Below are 20,761 nucleotides of genomic sequence, written 5' to 3' on the forward strand. Positions count from 1 at the left end.
GTTGCTCATCAATCGCGGCTCAATTCGCCGTCGTTCAGACGCCAGATTGCCATCGGATTGTCGTGCTTGAGCGGATCGGGCAGCAGCACATCGGGCACCGCCTGATAGCACACGGGCCGCAGGAAGCGATCGATCGCCGCCGTGCCCACCGAGGTCGTGCGCGTGTCCGAAGTCGCCGGAAACGGGCCGCCATGCACCATCGCGTGGCTGACTTCCACGCCGGTGGGAAAGCCGTTGAACAGCACACGACCCGCCTTGCGCTCAAGTATTGGCATGAGCGTTTGCGCTTGCGCGTAGTCGGCTTCGTCGAGCTGCACGGTCGCCGTCAACTGGCCGCTCATGCGGCGCAAAACAGCCTGCAATTCGTCGATATCGCGGCACGCTACGATCAGCGAGCAAGGCCCGAACACTTCCTCGTGCATGGCCGCGTCGGCGAGGAATGCGCGACCTTGTGTGCGCAGCAGCACCGGCACCGCATCGTTCGGCCCGCGCGCTTCAGCGCCGCGCGCAAGCGTCGTGACGCCGTCGAGTTCGGCGAGATGCGCAACGCCCCGGCAATACGCTGCATGAATGTTCGGCGTGAGCATCGTCGCGGCGGTTTTCGTCGCAATGGCCTGCGCCGCCGTCGAGCAGAACGCGTCGAGCGCCTCGCCCGCGAGTGCGAGCACGATGCCGGGGTTGGTGCAGAACTGCCCCACGCCCATCACGACGGAGTCGGCATAATCGCGCGCGATCTGTTCGCCACGCGCGGCCAGTGCGTGCGGCAACAACACCACCGGATTGATGCTGCTCATCTCAGCATAAACGGGAATCGGCTCCGCGCGCGCCTGGGCGATGCGCTGCAGCGCGAGTCCGCCTTGACGCGAACCCGTAAAACCCACCGCTTGAATCTCGGGATGCGCGACCAGCGTTTCGCCGATCCACGTCCCCTCGCCGATCACGAGCGAGAACACGCCTGCGGGCATCTGCGTGTCATGCGCGGCGCGAGCGATTGCGCGCGCAACGAGTTCGGACGTGCCCAGATGGGCGGGATGCGCCTTGACCACGACAGGGCAACCTGCCGCAAGCGCCGATGCCGTATCGCCGCCCGCCACCGAAAACGCCAGCGGGAAGTTGCTCGCCCCGAACACGGCCACCGGCCCGAGGCCGACGCGCCGCATGCGCAGATCCTGGCGCGGCAGCGGCGCGCGCTGCGGTTGCGCCGTATCGACGACCGCGCCGTGCCAGCGGCCGTCGCGCACCACGCTCGCAAAGAGCTTCAACTGGTTGACGGTACGCATGCGCTCGCCTTCCAGGCGCGCGACGGGCAGCGCGGTTTCAAGGTGTGCGCGCTCGATCAGCACCGGGCCGAGATCGAGAATGGCCTGCGCAATGGCCTCAAGAAATGCGGCGCGCCGAGCGTCCGGCAACTGGCGATAGGCGTCGAAGGCCGCGCCCGCGAGCGCGCAAGCACGCTCGACCAACGCGGGGGTCGCGCAACCGAAGGCCGGTTCGAGCGTTTCGCCCGTCGCCGCGGCAAGCGCGTACAGCGCGCCGCCTGCGCCCTTGACGGACTCGCCGCCAATAATCATGTCGCCTTGCGGATCGAATGAAACCTGGGTTTGCATGTTGGTGTTTCCTTAGCTGGCGAGGCGGTTAGCGGGCGTGATCTGCAGCGGATCGGTACGCAGTTCGATCAGCGCCGCGACGCCCGCGCGTTGCGCGCGCTCGAATGCCGCCGCGAAATCCTCGGTGCGCTCGACGCGTTCCGCGTGCGCGCCGAATGCGCGCGCCATGGCCACGAAGTCGGGATTGACGAATTGCGTCGCCGATACGCGGCCCGGATACTCGCGCTCCTGATGCATGCGGATCGTGCCGAGCATGTTGTTGTTCACGAGGATGACGATAAGCGGTGCGCCAAACTGCACGGCCGTCGCCAGTTCCTGCGGATACATCATGAAACAGCCGTCGCCCGCGAAGCACACGACCGATTGCTCCGGATTCCTGAGTTTTGCGGCAATCGCCGCCGGAAAGCCGTAGCCCATCGCGCCGTTGGTCGGCGCAAGTTCCGTCGCCATGCGACGATAGCGATAGAAACGATGAACCCAAACGGTGTAATTACCCGCACCGTTCGCGATGACGGCATCTTCCGGCAGCACCTCGTTCAGATGCGAGACCACTTGAGCGAGATCGACGCCACGGATCTCGGTCGTCGGCGCGGGCGGCGTGGAATGCACCACATAGTCGGCGCGCGCCGATTCCGTCCATGCACGCCAGCGCGCCTGCGTTTGCGCGGCAACGGGGGCCACGCCATCCAGCGCACGCGCGAATACCGCGAGCGATGCGTGAATCGGCACACGCGCCTGATAGACGCGGCCCAGTTCATCGGCGTCAGAATGCACGTGAATCATGGTTTGCTCAGGCGACGGGCTTGCGAACAGCGTATAGCCCGACGACGTCGTCTCGGCAAGACGCGAGCCGATCACGATCAGCAAATCGGCATCGCTTGCGCGCTGCGCGAGCTTCGGCGACACACCTAGCCCAAGCTGGCCGACATAGTGCGCGTCGCGATTATCGAACAGATCCTGGCGACGAAACGATGCTGCCACCGGCAGATTGTTTGCAGTGACGAAACGCTTGAGCGAAGCCCAGGCCGCTTCGTCCCAGCCCGTCCCGCCGACGATCACGAGCGGGCGCTCGGCGTCTTCCAGCAGCGAGCGCAGTGCGTCTAGCGACTGCGCCTCAGGCGCCGCGTGCGCAACGCGCACGGCAGGCGCATCGGCGACAGTTGCCGCGCCGAACAGCACGTCCTCCGGCAACGCGATCACCACCGGCCCAGGACGCCCCGAAAGCGCTACGCTGAATGCTCTCGCGATGACTTCGGGAATGCGCTCCACGCTCTCGATCTGCGTGACCCATTTGGCGATGCCGCCGAACATCTGGCGGTAATCGACCTCCTGAAACGCGCCACGGCCAAGAAAACCCTGCTCGACCTGACCGATGAAAAGAATCATCGGCGTGGCGTCTTCGCTTGCGGTGTGCACGCCGTTGCTCGCGTGCGTGGCGCCCGGCCCGCGCGTGACGAAGCAGATGCCGGGGCGGCCAGTGAGCTTGCCATAGGCATCGGCCATATTCGAAGCCGCGCCTTCGTGTCGCGTGGTGATGGTGCGCACGCTCTGCGTGTCGTGCAATGCGTCGAGCACCGGCAGATAGCTTTCTCCGGGCACGCAATAAACGGTATCGACGCCATTGCCCACGAGTGCATCGACGAGAATGCGCCCGCCGTTACGCGAGATTGAGCTTGCGGATTCAGACATGAAAGTGACTCCTTGTGACGGATCGCGGCGCCTTCGATAACGCTGCGGGATGCGGAAATTATGGGTCGCGCACGCGGCGTTTGCCGTGCGTGCCGCGCATAGCAGCTATGCGCTGTATGCGTGGCGTGCAAGATAAGAAAAACGGATGTGAATAAAAAAACGCCGCGCTAGCCAGCACGGCGTTGAAATCGAATCCCGCTTCAGTCCCGCTTTAAGGATTAGGCACGTACGTCGGCATGGCCTCTTCCCAGAGCGTATCGGTGATCGCGTGCTGGTCGCTGCCGTCGGCGTTCATCACCCAGTTCTGGCCGTCGGGCTGGAAGCTGTTGTCATAGAGCGCGAGTTCATCACGGAAGCCATATTCGCCCGAGCAATACGCGATGCGGCCGTCGTAAGTCCACACGGCATGGCCCTGATTGGAGCCCGGCGTCGTGAGGCGGCGCACATCGCTGCCATCCGGCTTGATTGTGTACACGTCGTAGTGGAACTTGTTCGGATCGGTCGGGTTGACTTCCTTGCGCGTGAAAACGATTTTCGTGCCGTCCGGCGACCAGCCCGGCAGATTGTCTTCACCGGTCGTCAGCTCCGTGGTTTTGCGCGTCTCCAGATCGAGAATACGCAGGCCCTTTTCCTTCTCGCTCCACACGCGATACACGAGCTTCGTGCCGTCCGGCGAGTAGCTCGGGAAGCCCGCGTTGACCGAACCGTCCGTGAGCGCTTCCGCATGGCTGCCCATGCTGCCGTCGGTCTTGATGCGCATGATCTTGCCGGGGCCGCCCGCGCGCGTGAAGAACCAGCTACCCACGCCGAACGCCACCCACTTGCGGTCGGGCGACCAGGTCGGCTGGAACGCACCCGCAAGACCCTTCTGGACCAGGCTCGGATCGAGGCCGCTCTTCGAGGCATCGTACACGCGGTCATAACCCGAGAGATCGGCGTTCACCACCGCGATCGACGAATTGATCGCCTTCTCCGTATAGACCAGTTGCTTGCGGTCGGCGGAGAGTTGCGGGAACACGTCGATATAGGTGTATTTCCAGTGCGGATCGAAACTGAACAGCGGCGTGCCGTTTGCGCGCGCGGGGCGGAACGAGACCTTTTCATAGACGATCTTCTTGCCGTCATACGAATAGCGCGGCGAACGGATGCCCGTATTGCGCGTCGCGCGCTCGACGCCGGCCGTCGTGTAAAGGCCTTCGGTATCGCCGCCCTTCACGTGATACGCAACCGTCGTGTCGTTCAGGTATTGCGGAAACACCTTGAAACCGGGCGTCGAAGTGAGTTCGCTTCGCTCGTGCGTGGCCAGATCGACGGAAACGATCTGCGAGCTGACGTTGTTGATGCCTTCGGGACGGTGCGCGCCCCACGTCGATTCCACCGGCGTTTCGTAGAACGCCACGCGCTTGCCGTCGGGCGACCACGTGGGCGAGCCTTCGTCGTAACCGGTGCGCGTGGCGACCTGGTGCCAGCCCGAGCCGTCCGGACGAATCACATAGATGCTGCTTTCCTGCGTGCGCTCCCAGCCCACCGGCAGATTGTGACCGCGCCAGTCGCTGCCGATATCCGAGGACAGGGCAATCCATTTGCCATCCGGCGACCATGAAGGCCGGAAGAAACTATGCGGCTTCGACGGATCGAACTTGATGTTGGCCGTGACGTTCTTCAACGCGCCCGTGGCGATGTTCAGCGTCCAGATGTTGGTCGTGCCGAAATCGTGCGCGCCACGACGCGATGAAACAAACGCAATGACATTGGGATTGACGGGCGAGAACACGGCCGCGTCGTCGACCGCGATGTGGTCGGTGAGCTTCTGCATGTGCGAGCCGTCGACCTTCACGCGATAAAGGTCCGATTCGCCAAGCCCCGCTCGCTCCGACGTGAACACGATCCACTGACCGTCCTTCGAGAACGAGGCGTGATAGTCGAAGCCTTCGTCCGCGAGCAGTTTGTGCTCGTCGGAGCCATCGGCATTGGCAATATACAGATCCGATGTGACGGGCCCGAGTCGGTTGAGCAACAGCGTGCCTTCGGTGGCCGCCAGCGCCTGGGTCGAGAGTAGGACGCCATTCCCCGCGAGCGCCGCGCAAGCAGCGATATGTCTGAATTTAAGCTTGAATTGCACTGCAAATGCCTCCTGTATTTATCGGTGGCCGCCTGCCTTCGTGGTGTCGCGGCATTGCCTTGACAAGGCAATCCGTCATCGTTCTATCGGTCTTTGCACGGGACATGGGTAGCGGCTTCGATCGTAAGGTTACTCAGGTCCGCACCACCTGTCCCTGAACAAAACAAACTTTCGCTGGGACTTTTTGATGGGAACGGCACGCGCGTGCCGCGCCAGGCATAGAGACCAACCCGAATCACCTTCAATTTATGAAGAAAAGTGCCAGCGAATCGGCCTTTTGTATAAGGGCTTGCGCCCCCCCTTGACCTACCATCGTCGGCAGCCGGAGACATCGGCACTCCATCTCCCGATGGATCGATAACGTGGTCAATAGAATACGTAAAAGGCCGGAGACAATGAAGACGACACGAAGCGCCATGCGCACGCCATCGATTCGCAAGTCATTGATTGGCATTGCGATGTTTTTATGTTTAGCCGAACTCGCTCACGCGGAGGTCTATACCGCGCCGAACGGGTCCGCACCACCGCAAACGGAGGATAACCGGCCCAACGGCGCCGCGCCGAAGCCGAACGCGGTTCAGGCCGATGACGGGACGCCGCCGCTCGTCTGGAACGACACCTATGTGGGCTATCGCTATGGCAGCGACTTCCACTATCCCGGCGTAAAGGACAAGGTCGCGCAAAATATTGGCTACCTGACGACGATCGGCGGCTTCCGCTACGGCAGCTACGCGTTCAACGTCGATTATCTGGTCTCGAACTCGGCGAACCCCGAAGCGGGCGGCCCTTCGTCAGGCGGCGCGCAGGAAGTCTATAGCGTGGGGCGCGTCGAGTTTAGCGCGGGCAAAATCCTCGGACATTCGGTGGGTTACGGTTTCGTGCGCGATCTCGGCGCGACCATCGGCTACGAGTTCGGCGTGAAGAACGACGCCTACGCGGAGCGCGCACGTATGCTCGTGTTCGGCCCGACGGTCGAATTCGCCATTCCGCACGGTTTCGCCAACCTGACCGTTGGCGGGCGCACGGAGAGCAATCACAACGGCATTACCGGTGTGGATGTGCACTTCCATACGGCGTGGCACATCGAAAGCTCCTGGCTCGTGCCGTTCCGCGTGGCACGGGTGCCCTTCGAGTTTCGCGGCTTCGCGAGCGTGACCGGCCCGAAGGGCAAGGACGGCTTCTATACGGAAACCACCACGGAAATCCTCACGCGCATTTCGCTGCTGGCCGATGTGGGATCGTTCATCGGCCATCCGCGCACGGCGTATGTAGGCGTGGGTTACGAGTATTGGCACAACATGTACGGCACGCCTTCGAGCGAGACGGTGAGCACGAAGACATCGGCGCCGATGGTGATGGCGGAACTGCACTTCTGATCGACCCGCAAGCGGAACACGGCGGCCAGCGTCACGGATCGCCGTGTTCCGTGCCGGTTCGACAGGTATTAGACGAGGCCGGCCCACGCGTCATTGCACGCCTCGATGTGCGGGCGCTCATGCACCAACAGCGCGCGCACGATTTGCGCCACATCGGCTTCGGGCAGATTGCTCTGCGCCAGATGCCTCAACCGGCGACGCAATAGCCCGCTCAACGTCGCATGAATCACGCGCGCGCTTATCTGTGCATCCAGAGAAGCCGGCAGGCAGGCACGGAACATCGCGCGACGCAGCCATTCTTCGATGCGCAGTTCGGCATTGCGGCTCGCCATGAGCACACGCTCGAAAAACGGCGCGAATTCCAGCGTGCTTTCGCAAAGGCTGAACACCAGCGCGTACAGCCGCGCCGTTCGCGGCACTTCAGTGGCTTCGCGCCAGCACCGCTTGATTTCCTCGACGAGTTCTTCGACGGGATGGTCGCGGCACACGGCCAGGTTCACCGCGAATGGATCGAGCGGTCGCGCCGCCGCCTGAAATATGGCGTCGAGCAACGCAAGCTTGTTCTCGAAGTGACCATAGAGCGCTCCGCGTGTCACGCCCGCCCGTCGCGCGATTTCATCGAGCGTCGCGCCTGCCAGACCTTTTTCATAAAATGCGCCTTCGGCCGCCTCAAGTAGCATCGCCCGAGTCGCTAATGCTTGTTCGCGAGTTCGCTTCACTTTCTTTTCCTTTCCCCGGATTCTTCTCGCTGAATAGGGACCCCGCGCGTGTCGTTCGCACAAGGGCCGCCAGTCAAACGCTTCGCTACCCTTTCATTCGACGTGCGGATGCGAAACCGCAGCGGCTTTAACAACGGGTTCGGTCCATCCGCCGCCCAGCGCGCGATAGAGATCCACCGTATTGCTCATACGCGAAAGCCGGATCTTGATGAGATTCTGCTGCGCGTCGTAGAGCGAACGCTGATTCACCAGTACCGCCAGATAACCGTCTACGCCTTGCCGGTAGCGTTCGTCGGACAGGTCATAAGCCGACTGGCTCGCTTGAACGAGTTGCCGCTGGGCGCTTTCCTCCTGCGCCCAGGTGGCGCGCCCATCGAGCGCATCCGACACTTCACGGAACGCAGTCTGGATCGTCTTTTGATAGGTTGCGACCGCGATATCGCGATTGACCTTTGCCACCGCGAGATTCGCGCTATTGCGACCGTAGTCGAAGATCGGCACCGAGATCGACGGGCCAAACGACCAGGCCGCGCTGCCCGGATCGAACAGATCACGCAGCGTCGCACTCGCGGTGCCCCCACCCGCCGTCAACGCAATACGCGGGAAGAAGGCCGCGCGTGCCGCGCCGATATTCGCGTTCTGCGCGAGTAGCTGATGCTCGGCGGACATGATGTCGGGGCGGCGGGTCAGCAGGTCCGAAGGCAGCCCCGCAGGGAGCGCTTCGTCGAGTTTGACCGCCGCGAGCGTTTCGGGGGCGACCAGGTCGGCGCCCAGCGGCGCACCGACCAGCAAGGTCAGCGCGTTGACGTCCTGCCGCACCTGGCGCTCGTATTGCGCCAGATTGACTTCGGCCGTATGCACGGACGTCTGCGCCTGACGCAAATCGAGCAACGACGCCGTGCCATTGCGAAAGCCCGATTCCGTGATCTTCAGCGAGGCCTGCTGGTTAGCCAGTGTGTTCGCGGTCAGGGTCTTGAGATCCTGATCCGCCTGCAACGTGAGCCATGCGTTCGCCACCTCGGCGATCAGGCTGATCTGCGTAGCCTTGCGCGCTTCGGTGGTGGCCAGATAGCTCTGCAGCGCCTGTTCCGACAAGCTGCGTATGCGACCAAATAGATCCAGCTCATAGGACGCCACGCCGCCGACGCTATAACTGCGCGTCACACCCGCTTGTCCTGTCGTCGAAACATCGGCGGGCAAGCGCTGGAGCGATCCGCTCGCACTGGCCGAAAGCGTCGGCAGCAGGTCGGCACGCTGGATACGGTACTGCGCGCGCGCCGATTCGATATTCAGTATCGCGACGCGCAGATCCCGATTGTTCTCCAGCGCCATCGCGATAAGCTTTTGCAGGCGCGCATCGGCATAGTAGTCGCGCCAGTCGATATCGGCGGCCAGCGGTCCGCGCTGCTCTACTTGCCCAGATACGTCGTACTGCGATGCAATCGCGGAATCGGGTCGTTGATACTTTGGAATCATCGTGCAACCCGCCACCAGCGTAAACGCCAGCGCGGGCAACACCGCGATTTTCAGGGTCTTCATGCTTCTACCTCTTCTGCCTCTTCAATCTGTCCGCTCTTGCGACGCGCGACGAAACCCGTAACCAGCACATAGAACATGGGCACAAAGAAAATCGCAAGGAACGTCGCGGTCATCATTCCGCCCACCACGCCCGTGCCTACCGAGTGCTGGCTGCCCGAACCCGCGCCGTGCGAGATCGCCAGCGGCAACACGCCCAGCACGAACGCCATCGAGGTCATGATGATCGGCCGCAGGCGCAAACGCGCGGCCTGCACGGCGGCCTGCGCGAGCGGCATGCCTTCGCGCTCGTACAGATCCTTGGCGAACTCGACGATCAGAATGGCGTTCTTCGCCGACAGCCCCACGGTGGTGAGCAGGCCCACCTGGAAAAACACATCGTTCGTGAGACCGCGCGCAAGTGTCGCCACTACGGCGCCGATCACGCCAAGCGGCACCACCATCAGCACCGAGAACGGCACAGACCAGCTTTCATACAAGGCCGCGAGACAGAGAAACACGATCAGGATCGACAGCGCGTAAAGCGCGGGCGCCTGCGAACCCGACAACTGTTCTTCATACGAGAGACCCGTCACGGCAACGCTGTAACCCTTCGGCAATTGCGCCGCGATCTTGCGCACTTCGGCCATCGCTTCGCCCGAGCTATGGCCTTCGGCCGGTTGCCCCTGCAGTTCGACCGCCGAAATGCCGTTGAAACGTTCGAGCTTCGGCGAGCCGAATTCCCAGTGGCTGTTCGCCACTGCCGAGAACGGCACCATCTGGTTAGCGCCATTGCGCAGATACCATCGGTTCAGATCTTCGGGGCTCATGCGCGAAGCAGGATTGCCCTGTATATAGACCTTCTTCACGCGGCCTCGATCGACGAAATCGTTCACATATTCCGAACCCCAGGCAGCCGTCATGGTGTCGTTGATATCCGCGACACTCACGTTGAGCGCGCGCGCCTTTTCATCGTCGATATCGACGTGGAATTGCGGTTCGTCATTCATGCCGTTGGGACGCACGTTCACCAGCAGCGGATCTTGACGCGCGAGGCGCAGGAACTGATCGCGCGCCGCCATCAGCGCGGCATGGCCTTCGCCGGTGTTGTCCTGCAGATAGATATCGAAGCCTTGCGCGTTGCCGAGTTCGAGTACGGCGGGCGGCACGATAGGAATCACCACGCCGTCATTGATCTTCGAGAAAGCCACGCGCGCGCGCTGCGCCAGATCGAAGACGCTTGAATCGGCGCCCTTGCGTTCTTCCCACGACTTGAGACCGACGAACGCGAGCGCCGAGTTCTGGCCTCGCCCCGCAAAATTGAAGCCATTCACGGTAAAAACACTCTCGACAGCGCCGGCTTCATCCTTGAGCAGGTAATCGCGCACCTGCGTCAGCACGTCCTCCGTCCGCTGCGCCGAAGTATTGCCCGGCATCTGCACCTGCACGAACATCAGGCTCTGGTCCTCGTCGGGCAGAAAGGCGGTTGGGATGCGCGTGAACAGCGCGCCCATGCTCGCGACGATCACCACGTAAATCAGGAGATAGCGGCCCTTCTTGCGCAGAATCGACGCGACGGCGCCTTCATAACGCGCGGCGCCGCGATCGAAGCTGCGATTGAACCAGCCGAAAAAGCCCTTCTTTTCGTGGTGATCGGCGTGACCCGGCTTGAGGATCGTCGCGCACAACGCGGGCGTGAACACCAGCGCAACCAGTACGGAAAGCGCCATCGCCGAGACGATCGTGATCGAGAACTGGCGATAGATCACCCCGGTCGAACCGCCGAAGAACGCCATCGGAAGGAACACGGCGGACAGGACCATGGCGATGCCGACCAGCGCGCCCTGGATCTGGCCCATCGATTTTTTCGTGGCTTCCTTCGCGCTCAGGCCTTCTTCGCTCATCACCCGCTCGACGTTTTCGACCACGACGATCGCATCGTCCACCAGCAGGCCGATGGCGAGCACCATGCCGAACATCGTGAGGGTATTGATCGTGAATCCGCACGCCGACAGCACACCGAAGGTACCCAGCAGCACCACCGGCACGGCAAGCGTCGGAATCAGCGTCGCGCGGATGTTCTGCAAAAACAGGTACATCACGAGAAACACCAGCACGATGCCTTCGAGCAGCGTCTTCACCACTTCGTGAATCGACGCGTGCACGACCGGCGACGTGTCGTACGGAACGACAATCCTCACGCCCGGCGGCAGCAGCGGCTCTTTCTCCTTGAGCAGCTTCTTGACGGCCTCCACCGTCTCCAGCAGATTCGCGCCCGTCGCCAGGCGTAGCGCGAGGCCCGCGGACGGTTTGCCGTTATACAGGCTGGAAATGGAGTAGTTTTCCGGCCCGAGGCTCACGTTCGCGACATCGCCCAGACGCACCTGCGAGCCATCCGTGTTGACCTTGATGAGGATCTTGCGGAATTCGTCGGCGGTGCGCAGGCGCACCTTGCCGATCACCGTCGCGCTCAACTGGACGCCACCGCGCGCCGGCAAGCCGCCGAGCTGCCCCGACGACACCTGCACGTTCTGCGACTGGATTGCGGCCGTCACGTCCTGCGGCGTCAGCGAATAACTGTCGAGCTTCGCAGGATCGAGCCAGATACGCATCGCGTACTGCGAGCCCATCAGCAGATAATCGCCCACGCCCTTGGTGCGCAGAATCGGATCCTGCAGATTGGAGGCGAGAAAGTTGCCGAGGTCGCCGACCGACATCTTGCCGTCTTCCGAAACCAGCGCCACGACCATCATGAAGTTGAGCTGATACTTCACGACGCGGATGCCCTGCTGCTGTACTTCCTGCGGCAGCAATGGCGTCGCGAGCGACAGTTTGTTCTGCACCTGCACCTGGGCAATATCCGGATTGGTGCCCTGATCGAAGGTGGCGATGATGGTCATGCTGCCGTCGGCGTTACTTTCGGACGACATATAGCGCAAGCCGTCCAGGCCGTTGAGCTGCTGTTCGATCGGCTGCACCACGGTGTCCTGCACGGTCTGCGCGGACGCGCCCGGATAAGTCACCGTGATCGACACAGCGGGCGCGGCGATATTCGGGTACTGATTGATCGGCAGCCCGCGAATCGCCAGATAGCCCGCCAGCATGATGATGATGGCGATGACCCACGCGAACACGGGGCGCCTGATAAAAAACTGGGACATGTGCGCTCCGCCTAGCTGCCGTTAGCCTGCGCCGCCGCAGACGTGTCCAGACCCAGATCGACATGCACGTTCGACGCGGGCTTCGCGACGACCTTGATGCCGGGCTGAAGGCGCTGCACGCCCTCGGTCACGACGCGATCGCCTGCCTGCAAGCCCTGATTCACGAGCCACGTGTTGCCGATCGTGCGGTCCACCACAATCTGCTTTTGCTGCACCGTGTTATCGGCGTTCACGACCCATACCACCGGCTTGCCGGTCGTATCGCGCGACACGCCCTGCTGCGGCACGAGAATGGCCGCGTTGCGCACACCTTCGTCGAGCGACGCACGCACGAACATGCCGGGCAGCAGGTCATGCTCGGGGTTTGGGAATTCTGCGCGCACGGTGACCGAGCCCGTGCCTTCGTCAACCGTGACTTCGGAGAATTTGAGCACGCCCGAGCGCGCGTAGGCCGTGCCGTCTTCCAGCGCGAGTCCGACGCTCGCGTCGCCTGCGCCCGTCGTGCGCAACTGGCCGCTCTTGAGCTCCTTGCGCAAGCGCAGCATCTCGGTGGACGACTGCGTGACGTCCACGTAAATCGGATCGAGCTGGGTAATCACGGTCAGCGCTTGCGCCTGGCCGCTCGTGACGAGCGCGCCTTCCGTGATGGTCGAGCGGCCGATACGCCCGGAAATGGGCGCATAGACGCGCGTGTAATCCAGATTGACCTTCGCCGTTTCGACATCGGCCTGCGCCTGGCGGTACGAGGACATCGCGTCGTCGTATTGCTGACGGCTTACGGCGTTGTCGGCCACGAGTTTCGCGTCGCGTTGGGCCAGATTCTGCGCCGACATCAACGCGGCTTGCGCCTTGTCGTACGCCGCGCGATACGGCGCATCGTCGATCTGATAAAGCTGCTGACCCTGATGGACGTCCGCGCCTTCGGTGAACAGCCGCTTTTTGATGACGCCATTCACCTGCGGGCGGACTTCGGCCACGCGCCATGCGTTCGTGCGGCCCGGCAACATCGCGTTCAGCGTGACGGGCTGCACGGCCAGCGTCACGACGCCCACTTCCGGCACCGGCGCCGCGGCTTCCTGCTTCTTCTCGCATCCGGCAAGTGCAAGCGCGCCGGCGACGGAGCATGCAATCAGCAGCGGACGCATCACCACTGCTGCCTGGCTCGTCAAAGCTTTCTTTCGACTGCTTTTAATTTCGCTATCCATATTAATCTCATCGACTCCGTATGCCCCGTCAATCACCGGACCTACGCATTCTTTCGGGCAATTCTCGACAATCAAAGCATTCACACCTGGTCAACCGATCGCTCAAATTTATATTCAACGTTTGTTGAATTTGGCGGATGATAGGGTGCGCGGCAGGCAACTGTCAACCGGAATGCGCGAAAAACACCGCCGAAGGCCCGCGTCCTTATGAGGTGATAGCGCATCTTCGCGGTCTGTTATTGACATTTGCGCGCGGTTCGCCCAGAATGCACTATATTCAACAGTCGTTGAATATAGTATCGAAGCGATCGCCTTGGCGATCGTTCACTCGTTTTGGGGATATCTGGTGGATCAACTCGAATCGATACGCACCTTCCTGGAAGTCGTGCGTTCGGGGAGCATCACAGGCGCGGCAACGAAGCTGGCCGTCTCCATTGCGATGGTGAGCCGTCATGTCAAGGGACTGGAAACCCAGCTAGGCACGCGGCTGTTTTCCCGCAACACGCGTAGCGTGTCGCTCACCGAGGTCGGCCAGGTGTATTTCGAGCGCGTGCACCAGCTCGTGAGCAACCTCGACGAATGTGAGCGTTCGCTCGCCAGCCTCGCGCACCAGCCCGTCGGCCATCTACGCGTTGTGGCGCCCGCGTTCTTTTCGTATCGCCATCTGGCGTCGGACCTGCATCAGTACAACAAGCGCTATCCGCAGGTGCGGATCGTGCTCGACCTGGTCGATCAGCCGTTCGACCTGATCAACGACGGTTACGACGTCGCGCTCGTTGATACCGCAACGATCTCTTCGACCAGCGTGGTCGCGCGACAGCTATGGGATGAGCCTTTGATCGCCTGCGCCTCGCCGGCGTATCTCGAGCGCTGCGGCACGCCGGCGCATCCGAGCCAGTTGCGCGATCATGCCTACATTGCGATGGCGGCCCGGCGCGCCACGACGGATGCCGTGCTGCTCGACGGGCCCGACGGGCGCTTCGGCTTCGAACAGCAGCCCGCCATGCTCGTCAATAATATCGACGCGCTAATGCAGATGATCCGTGCGGGTGCGGGAATGGGTTTTGTGCCGCTGGCGCTTGCACAGGAGGATATTGCTCAGGGATGGTTGGAAGTGGTGCTGCCGGACTACGCGACGCCGCCGGTATCGATCAGCGTCGTGTATCCGAGCAGGGAATATTTGCCCGCGAAAGTGCGGACTTTCATCGACCATCTGGTGGCATCGGCGGCGCTTGCGCGTGAGTCCGCGCGTTCAGCACGCGCGGCTGCCAAGGAACCGGCGCAAACTGCGCAGAGCGTGCCGCATTTTCCCGTGGAGCGCCTGGCGCGCAAGTTGCACGCGATAACTAGCGGAAAATTCCCAGCGCAATCTCAAGCACGCTCTGCCTGAATTCGTCGGTATTGTCCGGCAACGTGGAGAACGTCGAGAGCACGTGGCTGTACGATACCGCGCTGCTGATTGCGCTCACCATCATGTAGTGCATGACGTCGGGATCGTGGGCCTTGAGCTTGCCTGCTTCCATCGCGTCCACCAGCAGCGCGACAAATGCGTCGCGATACGGCCGCATCAGCCCTTCGATCAGCACATTGAGGCGATCACCCTGCTCGGTCGTGGCCGTCGAAAAGAACATGCCGATATAGCGATCCTCGAAGAGAAAATCGATAAACAGGATCAGCGCCTGTTTGATGCGCTCGCGCGGCGACAGGCGCGCGAGCTGAAGTTGCTTCGTGGCTTCGACCAAAGGCCCCAACTGCTGCGAAAGCTGCTCGACCACCGCAGTCCACAAGCCTTCCTTGGAGCCGAAGTGATGCGACATCAGCGCGGGATCGACGCCGGCCAGACGTGCGATCTCGCGCACGCTCGTTCCTTCGTAGCCCTGCGTCGCGAACATCTGCCGCGCACCGCGCAGCAGCGAGTCGAAGCCGGTGAGCGCGCTGCCCGCCGGACGTCCGCGCGTACGCCTGGTTGCGGGGCGCCGGGCGCTTATGCTGGAGCCAGCCATGTTGTCTCGTCGATTCGTGGTGGTTTTCGTCGGCCACGAGTATAGCAAGCGGCTGGCGCGATATTCCGTGGCCTGCGGGCGGGCCACGGAAGCGCCCTGCGTTCACGCCTCCAGTTGCTCCAGCACCTTGCCCTTGGTCTCGATGCCAAGGAAATGCACGGCGATGGCCGCGAGGAACGGCACAGCCGCAAGGATATAGAACGCCACGTCCAGGTGCCCGCCAATCATCGTCTTCGAAACAATAGTCGGCGCGAAGATCGCTGCTACCTTGAGCCATGCGCCGCCCACGCCGCAGCCCATCGCGCGGATGCTCGTCGGGTACAGCTCCGGCGTATACACGTAAGCGGTGATGAAGCCGCTCGCCAGCAGGCCGAGCGCCAACGCGCAGAACGTCGCGACCACGTAGACCGACATCGCATGGCACACGCCTGCCAACGCCAACGACACCGCACACAGCAGGAACGAGACGTTGATGATGGGCTTGCGGCCCACCTTGTCCACCAGCAGCGCGCACGTAAGCGAACCCACCACGCCCAGCACCGAAGCCGCCACGGCCAGATTGAGCGCGAGTTGCAGCGGCGCGTGATAGATGCTGCGATAAATCGTCGGCAGCCACGTCGACAGCCCGTACTGGATGAAACCGCAGGTCATCCAGAGCATCGCCACCGCAAGCGTGCGCTTCAGATACGCCGGGCCGAACAGATCCTTCACGCGGCGCTTCGGATGGCGCTTCGCCATCGCGTCGAATTCAGCGGCGTTCGTGACCGGCGGGAGCGGCCCCTTCGCGGTGCGCTCGAAGGCGTGTACGGCAGCATCGGCGTCCGCGAGACGTTCGCGTTCGGCGAGCCAGCGCGGCGATTCGGGCACCAGCTTGCGCAGCAGGAAGAACAGCACGAGCGGCATACCGCCGATGAAGTACATCACCTGCCAGCCGAAGCGCGGCACGATCCACGCGCCCAGCGCGTTCGACGCCAGCAGGCCGATCGGGAACACGACCTCGTAGAGGAGAACGAAACGTCCACGTCCATGCGCGCGGCTGACTTCGTTGATATACGTTGCCGCCACGGGCAATTCGCCACCCAGACCGAAGCCCTGGATCACGCGCAGCGCCGCGAACACGGCAAAACTGGGCGCAAAGCCGCAGGCGATACTGGTCACGCCGATGATGCCCGAACTCCACGCAATGGCGCGCACGCGGCCATGACGTTCCGCTAGCCACGGAAACAGGAAAGCGCCGAACAACTGGCCGACCGAGCCCGAGGCGATCAGAAAGCCAATCTCCCAGGGCGTGAGCTGCCACTTCTGGATCAGGATCGGCAGCGTCGTCGCAATGGCGATCACGTCGAAGCCGTCGAAGAAGGTGGCAAGGCCGATCAGGATGCGCGCGCGCACCTGCATGGCGTTGGTCGGCAACCGTTCGAGGCGCGCGATGATCGAGCCGCGCGTGAGCGGCTCGCGCGCGGACGACTCGTCGCGCGCCGCAGCGGCGCCGCTATGGCCGAAGGTGGTATCGAGAATTCTCATGCCTGTGGTCCCGTCCCGTATGTCCGGTAGTCCGGTGTGTGACGCGTGTAACGTTGACGCGTGCCTAACGTTGACGCGTGCCTTAAGCGAGCGCCTTGCTGGTATCGACGAGCGCCGCGAGATCGACCGCGCGGCCCTGGTTCATCCACTTGCGCGCGAGCTTCAGGTCACGTGCGGAGTTGATGGCGATGACGCCGCGCAGATGGCCGTCCTCCACGAAGAACAGCGTTGCGCGCTTCTCTTCGAGGCTGCCGCGCAGCGCGGGCGTGGCACCGGCAGGAATCTCGCCGAGAATCTGCAGGTTCACGTCGTACTGATCGGACCAGAACCACGGAATCTCCGCATACGGCGTCTTCACGCCGAGCACGGCCTTCGCCGCCGCGATCGCCTGATTCTGCGCGTTGGCCCACGATTCCAGCCGCACGCGGCGCTTGAGCCACGCGTTCGGATGATTCGCCACGTCGCCGCACGCGAAAATATCGGAGTCCGAAGTCTGGCCGAATTCATCGACGACGATGCCGTCCTGCACATCGAGACCCGCCGCTTCGGCAATCGCCGTGTGCGGTGCAAGGCCGATGCCGGCGACCGCGAAATCCGCGTCGAGCGTGCTGCCGTCCGCGAATGCCGCGCGCACGCCGTCGCCGTGATCGTCGAGCGAGACGAGTTGCGCATTCAAACGAATATCGACACCATTCGCGCGATGCAGGTCGAGCAGGAATTGCGAGACCTCATTCGGCAGCGAGCGCGCGCACAAACGCGGCGCGCCTTCGATCACCGTCGCTTCGACGCCGAGCTTGCGCGCCGTCGCCGCCACTTCGAGGCCGATCCAGCCGCCGCCCACCACCAGCACGCGCTGGCTGCGGCGCAGGCGCTCGCCCAGCGCCATCGCTTCATCGAGCGTGCGCAGATACGTGACGTGCGCGCTCTTCGCGACGCTCGCGGGCAGCTTGCGCGCCGCGCCACCCGTGGCAATCACCAGGCGGTCGTACTTCAACTCGCGGCCCGAGCGCGTCGTGACCGTGCGATTGGCGCGGTCGATCGACGTCGCGCAATCGGGTTGCCACGCTTCGATATTCAGGGCGGCGAATTCATCGGGCCTGGCAATGCGCACCGTTTCGATATCGGCTTCGCCCGCGAGCACGGCCTTCGAAAGCGGCGGGCGCTCATAGGGAAGATGCGTTTCGTCGGCGATCATCACGAGGCGGCCCGCGTAGCCTTCCTGGCGCAGCGTCTTGACGACCCAACCCGCAGCCTGACCGCCGCCGATCACCACCACCGTGCGCGGCGTATCCGCGCCCGATTCGATTGCATCGATCAAGTCGCTCATTGCTTACGCTCCGTCATGAACTTGCCCTTCGGCGCTTCGGCGTTCTTCTGGCGGCGCGTATTGCCGTCGAGACCGCCATCGATGGCCCATTCCGCGAACACGGTCGGGCCCGGTTCGAAATCACGCGGCTGCCATTCGGGCGTGAGCTGGTCTTCGTCGGCGTAGTACTCGATCAGACCGCCCGCCGGATTCTTGAAGTACCAGAAGTACGCCGACGACACCGGATGGCGACCCGGGCCGAGCTGCGTGGTCCAGCCGCAACGGCTGATATGCAGGCCTCCGCCGAATACTTCGTGAATATCGCGCACCGTGAAAGCCACGTGATTAAGACCCTTCTTGCCGTCGGGCAGCGCGAGCAGGAACAGGTCATGGTGACCGCCGTGCGGCGCGCAGCGCATGAACGCGCCGCGATTCGGGTAACGGTCCGAGGTCTCGAAGCCCAGCAGTTCGTGATAGAACGCTTCCTGTTCGGCGAGGCGGTTCGTGAAGAACACCACATGACCCACTTCGACCGGCTCCGCGCGTTCATAGATCGGCGAAGGCGTGTCGACGCGCAGCGTCTGGCCCCACACGTTCGAGGGCGAACCCTGCACGTCGATGTCGCGCTTGCGCGTGACTTCCACGCGAATCGCCATGCCTGCGGGGTCGAAGCAACCCACGCCGTTTGCATCGCTGGTGTAACCAGGCTGGCCTTTGAGGCGCTCGCGCAGCACGTCGAGTTCAGCGCGCGTGGCCACGCCCCACACCACTTCGCGCAGCGTCGGGCCTTCCTCGAAGGCGGCGGGCAGCGACGCGTCGTTGGCGTCCACGGCCAGCACGGTGCAGCCGTTGAGCGTTTCGAAGCGCGCGCGCGTTTCGTCGTGCGCCGTCTCCTTCAAGCCCCAGTCCGCGAAAAAGCGGCGGCAGGTGTCGAGGTCCGTCACGCCGTAGGTAATCTGTTCGATGCCGAGAATCGTCATGTTTCTTGCTCCGTGCGCGTGCGTTCAGGCGTTGGCCCAGGGCAGCGGCGCGTCGTTCAAGCCCCAGTAGAGGCTCTTTTGCTGCATGTATTCGCGAATGCCAAGCCGGCCTTTCTCGCGGCCCATACCGCTTTCCTTCCAGCCCGAAAACGGCGTGGAGATCGAGAACAGCTTGTACGTATTGATCCAGACGGTGCCCGCGTCGAGCTTGCGGGCCACGCGCCATGCGCGCTTGTAGTCGCGCGTCCAGATGCCGGCGGCAAGACCGAACACGCTGTCGTTCGCCTCTTCGATGAGCGCGGCTTCGTCGTCGAAGGGCATCGCCACCAGCACCGGCCCGAAGATCTCTTCCTGGCAGATGCGCGCGCTGTTCTTCAGACCTTCGAGAATCGTCGGCTGATAGAAGAAGCCGTTTTCGCGGTTATCGCCCACGGGACGCTCGCCGCCGCACAGCAAACGGCCGCCTTCTTCAAGGCCGATCGCCACGTAACGCTCGACCGACTCGCGATGCTTCGCGGTGATGAGCGGACCCATCTGCGTCTTTTCGCTCGTGGGGTCGCCCACGCGCAGCTTGCGCGCGCCTTCGACGAGGCGCTTCATGAACGCGTCGTAAATCGAGCGCTGCACGAAGAGGCGCGAACCGGCGATGCACGCTTCGCCCGACGAGCTGAAAATGCCGTAGAGCACGCCATTTACAGCGTGATCGATATCCGCGTCTTCGAACACGATGGTCGGCGACTTGCCGCCCAGTTCGAGCGACACCGGCATGAGCTTGTCCGCCGCGATGCGCGCGATGCCACGGCCCACCTCGGTGCCGCCCGTGAACGACACCTTCTTCACGAGCGGATGGCGCACCAGCACATCGCCGATCACCGAACCCTTGCCCGGCAGCACGCTCACGATGCCCTTGGGCACACCGGCTTCCTCGCAGATGCGCGCGAGCGCCAGCGAAACCAGCGGCGTGACTTCGGCTGGCTTGAGCACCACCGCATTGCCGGCGGCAAGTGCGGGCGCGAGCTTTTGCGCATCCGACGCGATCGGCGAATTCCACGGCGTGATCGCTGCGATCACGCCAATCGGCTCGTACACGCTCATCGTCAGATAGTCGCCGCGCGACGGCGTGACTTCTTCGTCGAGCGTTTCGAGGCAGGCCGCGAAATAGCGGAACGTGTTGGCGGCGCTGGCCACCAGCACGCGCGTTTCGTTGATCGGCTTGCCGTTGTCGCGGCGCTGCAATTGCGCAAGCGCTTCGTGACGCTGCATGATGAGGTCGGCGATGCGATAAAGCACGAGTGCGCGCAGATGCGGCTTCATGCCGGCCCATTCGCCGTGCTTCCAGGCGGCATGCGCTTTTTCCACCGCTTCGGCGGCGTCTTCGGCGCTGGCCGTCGAGACCTCCATGTTGAGCGACTGGTCAGCCGGATAAAGGCTCGCGAAAGGCGCGGCGCGGCCCTGGCGCCATTCGCCGCCGATCAAAATATCGCCGTTCGGGACGAGGCTCGTATCGAAGGGAGTCATATGTCTCTGTTCCTGGTGCCAGCAATGCGGTGCTTC

14 protein-coding genes and 1 pseudogene are annotated in these 20,761 nt (G+C 63.1%); 3 read left to right on the forward strand and 12 right to left on the reverse strand.

The features are described from left to right. Positions 1 to 8: 8 nt before the first annotated feature. From B0G62_RS11685 to B0G62_RS11695, 3 genes are all read right to left on the reverse strand, one after another. A complete protein-coding gene (locus B0G62_RS11685; protein ID WP_103704335.1) occupies positions 9 to 1,607 on the reverse strand; it encodes an aldehyde dehydrogenase (NADP(+)) in 1,599 nt (532 codons plus the stop codon). A gap of 12 nt (positions 1,608 to 1,619) precedes the next feature. Then, entirely contained in the window at positions 1,620 to 3,296 is a 1,677-nt protein-coding gene (locus B0G62_RS11690; RefSeq protein WP_103704336.1) for a thiamine pyrophosphate-binding protein, read from the reverse strand. A 211-nt stretch (positions 3,297 to 3,507) separates the two neighbouring features. Next, positions 3,508 to 5,418: a hypothetical protein gene (locus tag B0G62_RS11695; protein ID WP_244193195.1), complete on the reverse strand. Its 1,911-nt coding sequence runs from the start codon at positions 5,416 to 5,418 to the stop codon at positions 3,508 to 3,510. Between the two features lie 395 nt (positions 5,419 to 5,813). Here B0G62_RS11695 and B0G62_RS11700 point away from each other — a divergent pair, with 395 nt between their 5' ends. After that, positions 5,814 to 6,794, forward strand: coding sequence for a hypothetical protein (locus B0G62_RS11700; RefSeq protein WP_146055256.1), 981 nt, complete (start codon positions 5,814 to 5,816; stop codon positions 6,792 to 6,794). Between the two features lie 68 nt (positions 6,795 to 6,862). On the opposite strand, the gene B0G62_RS11705 is transcribed toward B0G62_RS11700, so the two are convergent. The 4 genes from B0G62_RS11705 to B0G62_RS11720 all read right to left on the reverse strand — a co-directional run bounded on the left by B0G62_RS11705 (position 6,863) and on the right by B0G62_RS11720 (position 13,334). Then, complete coding sequence (locus tag B0G62_RS11705; protein ID WP_103704339.1) at positions 6,863 to 7,474, reverse strand: TetR family transcriptional regulator; 612 nt, start codon at positions 7,472 to 7,474, stop codon at positions 6,863 to 6,865. A gap of 132 nt (positions 7,475 to 7,606) precedes the next feature. Continuing rightward, entirely contained in the window at positions 7,607 to 9,052 is a 1,446-nt protein-coding gene (locus B0G62_RS11710) for an efflux transporter outer membrane subunit (protein ID WP_103704340.1), read from the reverse strand. Further along, on the reverse strand, positions 9,049 to 12,189 hold the full coding sequence (locus tag B0G62_RS11715; RefSeq protein WP_103704341.1) for an efflux RND transporter permease subunit: 3,141 nt from the start codon (positions 12,187 to 12,189) through the stop codon (positions 9,049 to 9,051). Before B0G62_RS11715 ends, B0G62_RS11710 begins: the two co-directional genes overlap by 4 nt. Positions 12,190 to 12,200: 11 nt before the next feature. Continuing rightward, positions 12,201 to 13,334: an efflux RND transporter periplasmic adaptor subunit gene (locus B0G62_RS11720; protein WP_103704342.1), complete on the reverse strand. Its 1,134-nt coding sequence runs from the start codon at positions 13,332 to 13,334 to the stop codon at positions 12,201 to 12,203. Between the two features lie 406 nt (positions 13,335 to 13,740). On the opposite strand from B0G62_RS11720, the pseudogene B0G62_RS32690 reads away from it, so the two are divergent. After that, a pseudogene (locus tag B0G62_RS32690) lies at positions 13,741 to 13,917 on the forward strand (LysR family transcriptional regulator); the annotation flags it as partial. Positions 13,918 to 13,956: 39 nt separating this feature from the next. Next, positions 13,957 to 14,784 (forward strand): substrate binding domain-containing protein, encoded by an 828-nt coding sequence (locus B0G62_RS11725; RefSeq protein ID WP_244193196.1) that lies wholly within the window; start codon positions 13,957 to 13,959, stop codon positions 14,782 to 14,784. Here the strand turns inward: B0G62_RS11725 and B0G62_RS11730 are convergent. The 5 genes from B0G62_RS11730 to B0G62_RS11750 form a co-directional block, all read right to left on the reverse strand. Continuing rightward, on the reverse strand, positions 14,741 to 15,397 hold the full coding sequence (locus B0G62_RS11730) for a TetR/AcrR family transcriptional regulator (RefSeq protein ID WP_103704344.1): 657 nt from the start codon (positions 15,395 to 15,397) through the stop codon (positions 14,741 to 14,743). The two genes, B0G62_RS11725 and B0G62_RS11730, sit on opposite strands and share 44 nt — an antisense overlap. A gap of 102 nt (positions 15,398 to 15,499) precedes the next feature. Further along, positions 15,500 to 16,921 (reverse strand): MFS transporter, encoded by a 1,422-nt coding sequence (locus B0G62_RS11735; protein ID WP_103704345.1) that lies wholly within the window; start codon positions 16,919 to 16,921, stop codon positions 15,500 to 15,502. Positions 16,922 to 17,003: 82 nt separating this feature from the next. Continuing rightward, positions 17,004 to 18,248, reverse strand: coding sequence for an NAD(P)/FAD-dependent oxidoreductase (locus B0G62_RS11740; RefSeq protein ID WP_103704346.1), 1,245 nt, complete (start codon positions 18,246 to 18,248; stop codon positions 17,004 to 17,006). Continuing rightward, positions 18,245 to 19,207, reverse strand: coding sequence for a VOC family protein (locus tag B0G62_RS11745; protein ID WP_103704347.1), 963 nt, complete (start codon positions 19,205 to 19,207; stop codon positions 18,245 to 18,247). The genes B0G62_RS11740 and B0G62_RS11745 overlap by 4 nt, the downstream gene beginning before the upstream one ends. 24 nt (positions 19,208 to 19,231) lie before the next feature. Next, entirely contained in the window at positions 19,232 to 20,725 is a 1,494-nt protein-coding gene (locus B0G62_RS11750) for an aldehyde dehydrogenase (RefSeq protein WP_103704348.1), read from the reverse strand. Between the last annotated feature and the right edge of the window lie 36 nt (positions 20,726 to 20,761).

Origin of the sequence: Paraburkholderia eburnea (genome assembly GCF_002917095.1) — a bacterium.
Lineage (GTDB): Bacteria > Pseudomonadota > Gammaproteobacteria > Burkholderiales > Burkholderiaceae > Paraburkholderia > Paraburkholderia eburnea.